This is a genomic window from Lysinibacillus sp. 10T31, from assembly GCF_056394365.1.
Window position 1 is genome coordinate 59,918 of the sequence record NZ_JBFTHS010000009.1, and the last position, 13,551, is coordinate 73,468.

The 13,551-nt window shown below is 38.6% G+C and carries 11 protein-coding genes; 3 read left to right on the forward strand and 8 right to left on the reverse strand.

Going from position 1 to position 13,551, the window contains the following annotated elements:
• Position 1: 1 nt before the first annotated feature.
• Positions 2–1,090 (reverse strand): tartrate dehydrogenase, encoded by a 1,089-nt coding sequence (locus AC1DCY_RS07315; protein ID WP_477348776.1) that lies wholly within the window; start codon positions 1,088–1,090, stop codon positions 2–4.
• A complete protein-coding gene (locus tag AC1DCY_RS07320; protein ID WP_477348778.1) occupies positions 1,087–2,319 on the reverse strand; it encodes a M20 family metallopeptidase in 1,233 nt (410 codons plus the stop codon). The genes AC1DCY_RS07315 and AC1DCY_RS07320 overlap by 4 nt, the downstream gene beginning before the upstream one ends.
• A gap of 226 nt (positions 2,320–2,545) precedes the next feature.
• On the opposite strand from AC1DCY_RS07320, the gene AC1DCY_RS07325 reads away from it, so the two are divergent.
• Positions 2,546–2,689, forward strand: coding sequence for a hypothetical protein (locus AC1DCY_RS07325; protein ID WP_477348780.1), 144 nt, complete (start codon positions 2,546–2,548; stop codon positions 2,687–2,689).
• A 354-nt stretch (positions 2,690–3,043) separates the two neighbouring features.
• Here AC1DCY_RS07325 and AC1DCY_RS07330 read toward each other — a convergent pair whose 3' ends face one another.
• The 4 genes from AC1DCY_RS07330 to AC1DCY_RS07345 all read right to left on the reverse strand — a co-directional run bounded on the left by AC1DCY_RS07330 (position 3,044) and on the right by AC1DCY_RS07345 (position 8,727).
• Entirely contained in the window at positions 3,044–4,168 is a 1,125-nt protein-coding gene (locus AC1DCY_RS07330; RefSeq protein WP_477348782.1) for a conserved virulence factor C family protein, read from the reverse strand.
• A gap of 12 nt (positions 4,169–4,180) precedes the next feature.
• Entirely contained in the window at positions 4,181–6,067 is a 1,887-nt protein-coding gene (locus AC1DCY_RS07335; protein ID WP_477348784.1) for an ABC-F family ATP-binding cassette domain-containing protein, read from the reverse strand.
• A 241-nt stretch (positions 6,068–6,308) separates the two neighbouring features.
• Positions 6,309–7,730, reverse strand: coding sequence for an anion permease (locus AC1DCY_RS07340; protein ID WP_477348786.1), 1,422 nt, complete (start codon positions 7,728–7,730; stop codon positions 6,309–6,311).
• 382 nt (positions 7,731–8,112) lie between these two features.
• Entirely contained in the window at positions 8,113–8,727 is a 615-nt protein-coding gene (locus AC1DCY_RS07345; protein WP_477348788.1) for an HD domain-containing protein, read from the reverse strand.
• Between the two features lie 926 nt (positions 8,728–9,653).
• Between AC1DCY_RS07345 and AC1DCY_RS07350 the strand changes: the two genes are divergently transcribed.
• Positions 9,654–9,872 carry a hypothetical protein gene (locus AC1DCY_RS07350; RefSeq protein WP_477348790.1) on the forward strand — a complete coding sequence of 73 codons (219 nt, stop codon included), beginning with the start codon at positions 9,654–9,656 and terminating at the stop codon, positions 9,870–9,872.
• 283 nt (positions 9,873–10,155) lie between these two features.
• Here AC1DCY_RS07350 and AC1DCY_RS07355 read toward each other — a convergent pair whose 3' ends face one another.
• Positions 10,156–11,835 (reverse strand): formate--tetrahydrofolate ligase, encoded by a 1,680-nt coding sequence (locus AC1DCY_RS07355; protein WP_477348792.1) that lies wholly within the window; start codon positions 11,833–11,835, stop codon positions 10,156–10,158.
• A 457-nt stretch (positions 11,836–12,292) separates the two neighbouring features.
• Between AC1DCY_RS07355 and AC1DCY_RS07360 the strand changes: the two genes are divergently transcribed.
• Complete coding sequence (locus tag AC1DCY_RS07360; protein ID WP_477348794.1) at positions 12,293–12,493, forward strand: cold-shock protein; 201 nt, start codon at positions 12,293–12,295, stop codon at positions 12,491–12,493.
• A gap of 90 nt (positions 12,494–12,583) precedes the next feature.
• On the opposite strand, the gene AC1DCY_RS07365 is transcribed toward AC1DCY_RS07360, so the two are convergent.
• Positions 12,584–13,369, reverse strand: coding sequence for a VOC family protein (locus AC1DCY_RS07365; RefSeq protein ID WP_477348796.1), 786 nt, complete (start codon positions 13,367–13,369; stop codon positions 12,584–12,586).
• Positions 13,370–13,551: the final 182 nt, after the last annotated feature.

The following is a 13,551-nucleotide window of genomic DNA, read 5'->3' on the forward strand; positions in this document are numbered from 1 at the left end:
GCTATACACCCCTTGCCGTTAAATTCATTTTAATAATCTCCTGACAAATCGCATCACCCATTTGTGTTGTTGTTGCCTGTCCACCAATATCTGCGGTTTTTACAATCCCTTCTCGAAGAACCGTCTCAATCGCATGAACAATTAGCTGTTCTATATCCGGTCTTCCGATATGTCCAAGTAACAAAGCAAGTGACCAAATTTGTGCGATTGGGTTTGCTATGCCCTTTCCTGCAATATCTGGTGCAGACCCATGTACAGGCTCAAACATTGATGGGAATTCTTTTTCCGGATTTAAATTAGCTGACGGTGACAACCCAAGACCACCAACAATGGCTGACCCTAAATCTGATAAAATGTCTCCGAATAAATTGGAGGCAACTACAACCTGAAAATCTTGAGGTCGCTCTACGAAATAAGCTACTAAAGCATCGATATAGATAGATTCTAACTCTAGTGCTGGTGAGCTTTGTGCTAGAATTCTTTTAGCATGCTCATCCCAGAACTTCATTGAATGGATAATGGCATTCGATTTTGTCGCACTTGTAATTTTTGTTTTGCCATTTTTATAGGCATAATCACAGGCGGCTTGGACAATTTTTTCAATACCGATTCGTGTCATAATGGTATTTTGAATCGTCATTTCCTGCGGTTGATTATGATAAATTCGCCCACCACTATCGGAATATTCCCCCTCCGCATTTTCCCGGAAGATCACAAAATCAATATCCTTTCCGTTGGCAAGAGGCGAGGCTATGCCAGGTAGTGATTTAATCGGACGGAAATTAACATATTGCTGAAAGCTTTTTCGTATCGGCATAATTAATTCCCATACTGTCACGTCATCCGGAACGCGAGCATCTCCAATTGCCCCGAATAATATCGCATCAAATTGTTTTAATATGTCTAGTGCATTGTCCGGCATCATCCGACCGTGCTTGAGGTAATAATCTGAACTCCAAGGAAAAATTGTTGCTGCTATTTGTAAAGACGAATCGTGTTCCTGAAGAGAATTTAGTACCTTTAGTGCTTCCTCCATAACTTCCTTTCCAATGCCATCGCCTGGAATAACTGCGATTTTTGTGTAAGTCATTGTGCATCACCTGCTAAAAACTTTAACGCTGCCAAACGGTAAATGGCTGTTGTTTCTGCTAATTCTTCGATATCGACATATTCATCAATCTGATGGGGAATATCACGATCACCTGCCCCAACGGTTACTATTGGTACTCCATGCACATGAAGAAACGTTCCATCTGTAGCTCCTGGGACACCGTTATATTTCGGCTCTTTTTCCGTTACCTCTGCGACTGCCTCATAAATGGCTTGTACAACAGGATCCTCCTTCGGTGTTGCTGTTGCAGGGCGGTTGTCAAGTACTGTTAGTTCAACTTTAAAATCAGGATCATCTGCTTGCAGACGTTTAATAATCGCATCAATTTTACCGAGAAGCTCATCATGATCCTGTGCAGGGACTGTACGAATATCAAGCGTCGTCATACAATGATCAGGAATGACATTAATTTGCGCATCTCCTTTTACAGGTGCTCGTAAAATCGTTGGTGTAATAGATGGCCAATTAAGCATCGGATCACGCCCTAAACGTGCTTGCTCTTCTTTTTCTAATTTTTCAAGCTCCACGATAAAACGTGCCATGCGCCAGTTCGGGTTAATACCGCTCCATGAAATTGCACCGTGCGCCATCTTCCCAAAAATATCTACCTTCAAACGTATCGCTCCACGCTGCGCAATACTCACATTATTTTCCTGCGGTTCACATATAATCGCCCCATCCACATCATCTGCCCAGCCATTTTTTATAAAATGTTTAATACCAAGCATCAATCCCTCTTCATCACATGGAATACATAAAATAATCTTGCCTGTAAATTCCTCCTGATCCAGTAACAACGACTGACAAGCTGTAATCATACACGCAAGATTTCCTTTTGTATCATTTGTACCTCGGCCATACATTCGACCATCAATAATTTCTGCACCGAATGGATCGTATGTCCATGCTTCACGATTTCCTTCAGTAACGACATCTGTGTGTCCCTCAAAGAGTAGGGTTTTTCCTGGCTTACCCGAATCAATAATACCAATAACATTCGGCCTTCCTGGCACAACCTCCTCTACATGTGTTTCAATCCCGATATCACGTAAATATTGAGCGACAAAATTCGCAACTTCTTGTTCATTGCCATTTGGATCATCTTCTCGATAAACGCTTTCTATTCGTACTAGCTTTTGTGTAAGCTCGATAACTGCTTCACGGTCACGCATATAAGATTCCGTTGTCTTTAAACTTGTCACTGCCATTCAAATGCCTCCCTGTTTTATAGAATATTCTAGAGATCAATTATGCCTCGGCATAATTGCGTCCGGAATCGGCTTTGTGCTTAGGCCTGCAGATGTTTTTTGCGCGAAAGCGTAGCGTCAGCGGCACAGATGCAGGTCAGTTAGCCGTTATCGCATGGATGCGATGATTTTAGGCTAACATCCTTTATTGAACTCCTTTCCGATTCCATGACATCCGCCGGAGGCTTTGGGCCAACATGATGTTGGTCACTCAGTCGTTGCCACAGGACGTGGCGTTCTTAGACTGAGTTCCTCTATTTTAGCAAGTGTTTTTTGTACCGAAAGCGTAGCGGCAGGTACAGGTGTTTGGACACCTGCTATAAGAATTTAAATCATTTTAACATTGTCCTATTAGACAAGTATTAGACACTTTGTTAATAATACATAGAATGCTATTAACTTTTTGTTTAGTAGTAAAAAGTTAGAATACAACAAAATTATCTATCTTATGTTGTTTTTCGATAAAAAAAGATTGAATAATTACCATAATATGGGGTTGATTTCCATTCCAGCTGGAGGCATCCGATGAGCCGCTTCGCTGCAGGGTCCTGGTCACCCAGCCTCCACTACAATCAACTTATTCGCAAAATAAAGAAAACCAGCGTCTCTGTTGAACTACATTCATAGCAGAGAGCTGGTTTATTTCTTTTATCAACATTATCGAGTCACTGATTAAAGTTTCTCATTATTGCTGGCGAGATTCCGTCATTTGCTTCCAAACAGAACCTTTTGCTTCCTCACCCTGTTCGATGCGGGCAATCGCCATTTTCACTTGTAGTTTTACTTCAAACTCTTTATCTTCTGCAGCAGCCTTTAATGCTGCTAATGATTTCTCAGTGCCGACCTCATATAAGTACATAGCTGCACGCCAACGAACAAGCTTGTTTTTATCTTGTAATGCTTGCTGCATCGCATCTTCAAATTCGACTAAGCCGAGATCACTCATACAATCTCCTGCAGTTCGACGGACCGCTGCGCTTTTGTCCTGTAATGCCTTTTCTAAATATGGAACAACTGCTACATCTTCAATCATTCCTAAATAAACGGTTGCAAGTCGACGGATAGACATTTGCTCATCTTGTAAAGCCAAATCTAAAAGTGGTAAATCATCTATCTCTGGATCTGCCATTTGATCAAGCAATTGGAAACGTTTTTCCCATTCTGGTTGCTTAAACTGTTCAACAGTAATTTTTAGCTTAGCTGGCTTCTTAATAATTTTCTCAGAATCGTTAATCGTTGCAATAATCTCCGCTAAACGTTCCTCAGAATATGTCACATTGATTTCTTGTTTTACTGCTTCTGCAATTTCCTCAAGCTCTCCATAACGTACCCCATAGTCAATCCATTTACGTTGGAAAATATAATTTTCATCAACTGCTGTTTCAATAATCTTATTGAAACATTCCACAAAGCGTTCACCACAGCTAATACGGTGCTCACGTTGATTATCAAATACCTTTACTTGAAGTGGTACTTGCTTATAAAATTGCACATGAACATACACTTCACCATAAAATTCATTGGCTACTTGTACTTTGTTTACTTCCTCTACGTCTTCCCCTAAAACTTGGCGAATGCTTGCTAAAATACCTTCCCATGCATACTTTGCGTTACGCTCAACGGCGAAGAAATCTGCTACATGATAAACGCCTTTAACACCTTCAATTGCTAAAATGGCTGCTGCTTCACCAGTAGCTTCATCCTTATTATCCTTTGTAAAATTATAGCTTTTGCCAAAAGGTAACTCCGTATCAACGACAATCTTCATAGAATTAGGACTTGGTGTCGGTTCAATTGTAATAATCTTCATGTCTATCACTCCTTATCCGTTTACGATTTCATCTAAATACGACCATCTTTCAATAAGGTGTTCATATTTTGCATTTAGCTCATCCAGCTTCGCCGTTAATTCCTGTAGCTTAGTAAAGTCAGCACCAGCGTTGGCGATACCTTCTTCTGTCTCCATAATCGTTGTTTCCGTCTTTTCTATTTCATCAGCAATAGTTTCCCATTCTTTTTGCTCTTTAAAGGATAATTTTTTCTTATCCGATTTAGGCTTTTCGGCTTTAGGTTTTTCGACTTTTGGTGCCTCTACCTTTACAGCTGCTTCCTGTTCACGCTTTTGTAAATATTCACTGTAAATATCAAGCGTCTCCTCAACATGCCCAAGACCATCTAAAATCCACAGCTTTTTCGCAATTCGATCTAAGAAAAAGCGATCATGGGATATAGTGATAACGACTCCAGGGAAATGCTCAATGAAATCCTCAAGCACACCCAATGTCTCAATATCCAAATCATTCGTAGGCTCATCAAGTAACAATACGTTTGGTTGCTCCATTAATAATCTTAATAAATGCAGTCGTTTACGTTCGCCACCTGATAATTTACCGATTGGTGTACCGTGCCCATGAAGTGGGAATAAAAAACGCTCAAGCATTTGAGCAGCCGAATAGCGTACACCCTCTGCATCTGTAATATCATTTGAAGCTTCTCGGATATATTCAATCATGCGCTCATTTTCATTCATTTTAGGTAAAGTTTGTTTGAAATGCGCTAACTTCACTGTCGAACCAACAAGAATTTCACCAGCATCAGGTGTCATCTCTCCTGCTAACATGTTTAATAATGTTGATTTCCCTGCACCATTAGCTCCGATAATACCGATACGATCGCCCTGCTGTAGTAAAAATGAAAAGTGATCAAGGATTTTTTGATGACCAAAAGCCTTTGAAATATTTTCAGCCTCTAAAACTTTTCGACCGAGACGCGTTGTTGCTAGTCCAATGTCAAGAGCAACATCCTCAGATTTACGCTCTAAGTTCTCTTCTAAATGCTCGAATCGTTGGATACGTGCCTTTTGTTTCGTAGAACGCGCTTTCGCTCCACGACGAATCCACTTTAATTCTGAGCGATAGCGGTTGCGATCTTTTTGCGCAGAAGCTGCTTTCATTTCCTCACGAATAGCACGAGCTTCTAAATAATCCCCATAATTCCCAGTATGTCGGTATAATGTTTGATCAGCTAGCTCGTAAATATGAGTAGACAGCTCATCTAAGAAATAACGATCATGGGTAATAAATATAACGGCTCCCTTTAATCGTAACACCATTTCCTGCAGCCACTCCGTTGACTGCACATCCAAATGGTTGGTAGGCTCGTCCAATAAATAAAGATCTGCCGGCTCTATTAATACTTTAGCTAAAGCAACGCGCTTTTGCTGACCGCCTGACAGTGTTAATACTTCTTTCTCAAACATTTCAATGCCAAGCTTCGTAAGTGCTGTCTTTGCAAGCGCATTGACATCCCATGCCTGCTCCTCATCCATACGATGCTGCAAGCTAAATAACGTTTTTTGTAAACTTTCTGAAGTCGGATTTAATGCAAGTGCAGCAACCGTTTCCTCATATTCACGATTAAGTTTTAAAATAGGTGAATCCCCTGCAAACACTGCTTGTAACACAGTTTCTCCGCTTTCAAAAGTAGGCTCCTGTGGTAAATAAGCTACACGGTATTTATTTGGGCGGTCAACATTCATTGAATCCGCTTCGATTTCACCAGCTAAAATAGAAAGCAATGTGGATTTACCAGTACCGTTAATACCAATTAGCCCAGCTCGCTCCCCTTCATATATCGTAAATTCAATATTTTGAAAGAGCGTTTTATCGCCCACTGTTTTCGTTAAATTTTGTACTATTAAATGACTCATTACACTTGTCCATCTCTTTCATTTAGGTGTTGTTTAGTGTCCATACTACTTTTTATATATAGTTTATTATTGATATCCATTTTTATCATAACACCAAATGACAGGTAAACAAAGGACAACAAACTCTTCTTAGCTACCTAAAAAACACCTCCTCCATTAATTGCAAAAATGAAGAAGAGTTGAAAAACACAAAAAAATATCCGGATAGAACAAATCTATCCGGATATTGAAGCTAATTATTTCACCAATAACCAAGAAGCTTCCACCATAAACCTCCTACTACAACAAAGATCAGAATGGTAACAACGGAAACTACAAATCCAACTGTCCACCATTTTTTTTGATCAATATAACCTGCACCAAAGAAGACCGGTGCTGGACCAGAACCATAATGAGTAGTGGCGCCAAATAAATTACTAAATGCCGCTAATAATATAGCTGCCAACATAGCAGGTGCTCCCGCTTGCAACATAACAGATAAAAATGCTGCATACATCGCACTAATATGTGCAGTGGAACTCGCAAAGAAATAATGAGAATAGAAATAGACTAAAGCTAGTATGACAACAGCCCATATCCAACTATACCCAGATACAAGTCCACCAACCTCATTACTAAACCACGGAATCAGCCCTAGTTTGTTCATAAAAGATGCCATCATAAATAGCGTTGCAAACCAAATTAGTGTATCCCAGGCTCCTTCTTCCTTTTTGATATCTGCCCATGTTAATACATCTAACAATAAAAGCAATGAAAGACCTATAAGAGCTGCTGTAGTAGCACTAATGCCTAAGTAGTCTCCGCCAATCCATAACGACAACACAGCTACAAATACTACAATCATTCGTTTCTCAGAACTTTTCAGTGGACCAAATTCATCCAATTTCTGTTTAGCGATTGCTGCTGCCTCAGGTGTTTCCTTGATTTCAGGCGGATAAATCTTATAAATAACATAAGGAACAACAATTAAAGCTGTTAAGCCAGGGACAATCATTGCTACTGCCCAACCAAACCAAGTAATAGTTACTCCAGCTGTATCACTTGCTAGCTTAACAATTAAAGGATTCGCTGCCATGGCTGTCATAAACATAGCAGATGTTATTAAATTCCCTTGAAAACCTACCTTCAAAAGAAAGGCACCCATCTTACGCTCTGTCCCGTCTTCTGGTTTAGATCCGAAGGTGTGAGATAATGACTGGATGATTGGGAATATAACACCACCAGCACGAGCTGTATTACTAGGAATAGCAGGTGCTAATATTAGGTCACTCGCTAGTAATGAGTAAGACAGACTCAAAGTTTTTTTCCCAAAAAGACGAACAAATACATAGGCAATTCGTTCCCCTAGTCCCGTTTTAATAAATCCTCGAGAAATAAAGAAGGCAATAACAATTAGCCAAATCGTTGAATTACCAAAACCACTTAATGTCTCTTCAATGGTTAATGTATTCGTTACTGCGATCATAGCCATAGCAATAAAGGATATGGCTCCCATTGGCAATGGTTTCGTTATAAATCCTATAATTGTCGCGACGAAAATAGCAAACAGATGCCATGCTTTTTCATCTACTCCTGATGGTACTGGACAAAACCAGATAGCCACTCCTACAGCAAGGGAAATGAAGAAAGGAATCCATTTGACTGCGCTTTTTGCTTCTTTCATGATGTTAATACTCCTTTAACGGTTACCCCAATGTATATTAAAAAGAGATTTCTCCCATGATCTAATATTCGAAAGAAATATAGACCTAATTCAAGATCCCCATTGTAAAAAAACATAAGTAATTATATATGCTTTATGTAATGGATGAAAGTATTTTTAGCTCATTTCTAAGAATAAAATGACCTCGATTCAGAAATATTCCCCTTTTTGTCAATTTTGTTGGTAAATAGTTACTTTTTTAGAGCGCTTTTTACAATATCAATTCATTAAAGTTAGCATGTGCAAGATCCACTGAAAAGATACACATAGCGTTTACTTGCTGAAAGAAGTTAAAATCCGTTGTCTATTGAAATAGACAACGGATTATTAGTAGCGTGAGTAATTACTTACCTATTTCATTTTGTAATTGATCTAAAAACTGTACCATAAATTGATGGCGCTCATTAGCCATTTGCTTACCCTTCTCTGTAACCATTAAATCCTTCAGCAATAATAGCTTCTCATAAAAATGGGTAACTGAGGATGTATTTTTATTGCGATACTCCTCCTCTGTCATATCCATACGTGCATCTTCTTCCTTATCGTAAAGCTTTCGGCCCTTAGCTCCCCCATAAGCAAATGTCCGCGCAATACCGATTGCTCCAATCGCATCTAAGCGATCTGCATCTCGTACTATTTTGGCCTCGAGAGAAGTTGCTTCTAGCTCATTGCCACCATTATACGATACTTGTGCGATGCAATCTCGAATATGTTGCTTCTTCTCCTCGCTTACAGACAGCTCGGCTATTAGCTTATTCTCTTGCTCCTTGCTATCGGTATACTTTTTATCACTAACATCATGCAATAGCACAGCAATTTTCACGACCTCTGCATCGGCTTCTGTCTCCGTAAGTAAAATCGCTAACGCATTTTGATAAACTCGTTCAATGTGTTGATAATCATGACTAGCATCAAACTGCTCGTAAATTCCTCGTACTTTGTCCATTAAATTGTTCATATTCTTTGTTCAGTCCCTTCATCATCCTTTATTATACGGTATTGCTTAGACTAGGTGCTAATTAAGTAACCTTTGCACTTTTAAAAAAAAAACAACATGAACAGTAGATTTCAATTGACTAATTTTTCAGAATATTGTAAGATAAATGTACAGAACAATTATTTTTGTTCTGTTGGCTCACTATTTCAGTGATGTACAAGAACTATGTTTTGACAGATTATACAACTTCAGCGGGCTTTACAATTGAATACTGTGTTGAAAGATGACGTGCGTATAGTGAAAACCAATCATCTAAACAAATAAAAGTGAACACTTTCCCTTAGAAATTCTTTGTTTTAACCCGCATAGTGAATGTACATGACGAGATAAGTGAACAAACAGTTAGCTTTTCACGACCAAGAAGGTTTTAGCATATGTCGCAAGCGTGTGATATTTTTATCATTAATAGATGTTACCTTCTTCTATTCATTATCTTGAATATGTGTGAACGTAACTCCTCCCATTAATGGCAAATAGCATACCAATTTCTTGCCATTTTGCGAAAAGTCTAATCATCAGAGTCGTGCTAACAAAACTAGAGAAGTTTTTTAGGCAACAATTTTTCCGAATTTTATTTATGCCGTAAATGAAGTATTAAGTTATGAAGGAAGTAGGAACGATAGTTATGTTACGTAATACCAACCCGCTGAAGAAACAATAAAAGCTGCCCATCTTATTTAATGTAGATGATGGCAGCTTTTATTTGTTTTCAATTTTCGATTACCCCATTTATAGAACAGCTTTAATAACCTCATCAATCTCCTGTAACAGAGCCTCATTTCTCATCGTTGTACTTAATTTTAGAGTCATACATCAGAGTCCCAAACAAACTAAAGAGCCTACATAACGAAACTAGCCAACTCATATCCTCTTATGAGGGGATGATTATGTTAAAAAATCTATTAGAAAATACAAGCCTTTTAGAAAACGTATATGAATTATCTATTGCCATTCTACTTCTATGTTCTGTTTTTTCCGTTAGACTTCTTAAAAAGTTAAAACGAGAAAGAAAGCTTTCTGCCTTTGAATTGACAATAGATATAATCATTCGAGTAGCCCTTTTTCTATGGTTGGCTAGCTTTTTGCTTATTCAATATGGAGCCTAACTTGAACTTTCTAAGATTAAAAGCTGCCCTTTATAACTTAAAAGGTGCAGCTTTGTTATATCTTAATTCATTTTTATAAATTAGAATAACGATCATCAAAATTCTTCTTACATTTAAAGATGTGAGGAGAAACATTTTTTCAAACCTATGGAAAATCTAAATTAAAGATCGCACTATTTTTTAATAAGAGTATCAAATAGGCTTTTTACCAGATTGTATTTACATCAAATAAAAAAGCTGCCCTTTAAAGGACAGCTTTAACGTTAAATATTTTTTGTATCGATTAGAACAACCCTACCGCATGTCCTTCATTATCAACATTCATACGCAAAGCGGCTGGTGCTTTTGGTAAACCTGGCATTGTCATAATATCCCCAGTTAAGCAAACTAGGAAGCCTGCACCAAGTTTTGGAATGACTTCGCGAATAGTGATTGTAAAGCCTTCTGGACGTCCTAAAAGACTTGGTTGGTCTGATAAAGAATATTGCGTTTTCGCCATACAAATCGGTAGTGAATCCCAACCGAATTTTTCAATTTGGGCAATTTGTTTTTTCGCTTGGTCGGTAAATTGCACATCTTTCCCACCATAAACTTTTTGCACAATTGTACGTACTTTTTCCTCAATAGATTCTGTTACATCATATAAAGGTGAGAAATTGTTTTCTTCATCAAGAACAGCTAGCACTTGTTCAGCTAAGCCTAGACCACCTTTTCCGCCTTCCTCCCAGACGTTTGTACGTGCGATACGAACATGATTTTCTTGACACCAATTCAGGACTGCTTCTAACTCAGCCTCTGTGTCTGTAATAAATCGATTTAAAGCGATAATCGGCTCAACGCCAAATGTACGAATCGTATCAACATGTTTGGCTAAATTTTCAATTCCTAGTAAAAGAGCATCAACGTTTTCTCCAACGAGTGATGTTTTCGCTACACCGCCATGCATTTTTAATGCACGAATTGTAGCTACGATTACAACTGCACTTGGTTTAAAGCCTGCTTTACGCGCTTTAATATTCATAAATTTTTCAGCGCCTAAATCTGAACCAAAGCCCGCTTCTGTCACAACGATATCTGCCAGCTTACGAGCTGTTTGTGTCGCCATAATCGAGTTACAGCCGTGTGCAATGTTGGCAAATGGTCCACCATGAATAATGGCAGGTGTCCCCTCAAGCGTTTGCACTAAGTTTGGTTTGAAGGCATCTTTTAATAATAATGTTAAGGCCCCTTCCACTTGAAGATCACGCACGAATACAGGCTCACGGTCAAATGTATAACCGAATACGATACTTGCTAAACGTTCACGTAAATCTTCAATACTTGTAGCTAAACAGAAAACTGCCATTATTTCTGATGCAACAGTAATGTCAAAGCCGTCCTCACGTGGCATCCCTTGAACAGGACCACCGAGACCCACAACAACTTTACGAAGGGCGCGATCATTTAAATCCATTACACGCTTCCAAATTATTCGGCGAGGGTCAATGTTTAAAGCATTTCCTTGATGGATATGATTATCAATAAAGGCTGATAATGCATTATTCGCAGTCGTAATCGCGTGAAGGTCACCAGTGAAATGCAAGTTAATATCCTCCATCGGTACAACCTGTGCATACCCACCACCTGTTGCACCACCTTTTACACCCATTACAGGGCCGAGTGATGGCTCACGTAAAGCAACAACAACATTTTTATTTAATTGATGAAGTGCATCAGCAAGCCCAACCGTTACTGTTGATTTCCCTTCACCCGCTGGAGTTGGACTAATAGCTGTTACCAATACAACCTTTGCATCCTCACCATGTGCTGTTATTTTTAATGGATCAATTTTTGCTTTGTAGCGACCATACTGTTCAAGTGAATCCTCTGGAATACCTGCAGCTTTCGCTATTTCAGTAATAGGTTGCATAACCGCTTGATTAGCGATTTCTAGATCTGTTAATGATTGTTTTTTCGTTGTCATTTGGCATCCTACTTTCTATGTCGATCAATTATGCCTCGGCATAATTGCGTCCGGAATCGGCTTTGTGCTTAGGCCTGTACGAGGGCCGACACGATGTCGGTCATTTCGGTAATGCCACAGGACGTGGCGTTTTTACCGATGCAGGTCAGTTAGCCGTTATCGCATGGATGCGATGATTTTAGGCTAACATCCTCTAAGTATTCCTTTCCGATTCTGTGACATCCGCCGGAGGCCATAACTTCTTTCAGCAGAAATTTGCTGAAAGAAGTTAATTCCATTATAGACTTTATTGTGAAAAAAATCATAGTAAGTTATTCAAGTATTTCGACAATCAATTGACAACATTGCTCAATTCATGTATGTTCTAAATGAAAATGCATTTTTTCACATTTTCACAATTTATGTCACGACTTAATTGATTTTATTCTACATTCAAGCGCATGGGAGGCGAATGCTTATGCAACAGGGATTCGTAAAGTGGTTCAATAATGAAAAAGGTTATGGCTTTATTGAATGTGATGATGGAGAAGATGTATTTGTACATTTTACGGGAATCCAAGAGGAAGGCTTCCGTACACTTGAAGAAGGTCAAAAGGTATCATTTGAAGTGGTGGAAGGCAATCGAGGGCCACAGGCGTCAAATGTTGTGAAAGTATAAACTCAAAGGAGCTGTTCGATGGATGAACGGCTCCTTTTTTCAAACGCTCTTAAATGTATTAGCACTGCTTTATCTCTAAACACTATAACTTCAGCGATTGATCCAATAAAAAGCTCCGGGAAAAACTAGCGTTTCCTTCGTTCTGTCAGTATCTTTAAGTGTAACCCCAAACGCCCCTTCATTTAAATGACCTAGTGTCATAGTAGCTGCAGCGACTTCGTCATAAAAATCTAGGCGAATATTTGGTAAATGTAAGGAAATAAACTGTTCTTGTTGTTCAGGCTCTGGTAGTTGTAATACTTCCCTCCATAAATTCACTGTTGCTTGCACATCTTCCACATAAAATTGGACAGATTCCATCGATATTGTTCGATTCGTATCAATGGCTGCATTTGCTTTTAATTGTGCAATACGATCCTCATCTGTATCAGTCCACTCAATCAAAAATGGAAAATCAATTGCCTGCTCTGGCTTACCAAAATGCAATAGCTTCCACTCTACTACAGAGCCATCTGGTCTTGTACGACTACAAGCATCAGGTCCATACACTTCAAATCCAAGTGCACGTATACGTTGTGCCTCTTCTTCAATATTTTTTGTACGTAATGCAATTCTTGAAAAACCATAGCGCTCGTTAGCACGTTTAAACGTATAATGTAGGGAATAAGGTAATTTCACTGCATTTTCAAATAAATTACGATCATAAATTGCTATTTGCTCAATATAGTTTAATCCAAAATAGCTTAACGTATTGTATGTCCCCCACATTGTATGTTGACCACCGTTAACTGTACGGATATTACGTTTATTTAAGAAAACCTTTGTATTTTCTGGTGATTGAACTTGATGAACTAGATGGTCAAAGTATAAAGTCATGACTGAACCCCCTTTTTTTCTCTATTATATACTTTACCTGTTAGTTTTGTTGGTTTAAAATAAAATTAAGAATATTACAACTATTAAGAAGTTACTATATTTTATGATATATTTTTTAAAATGCTCGGCAACAAAATGATTTCGATGCTAGTAGTTCATCAAAATAGATTTTTTATTTCCTT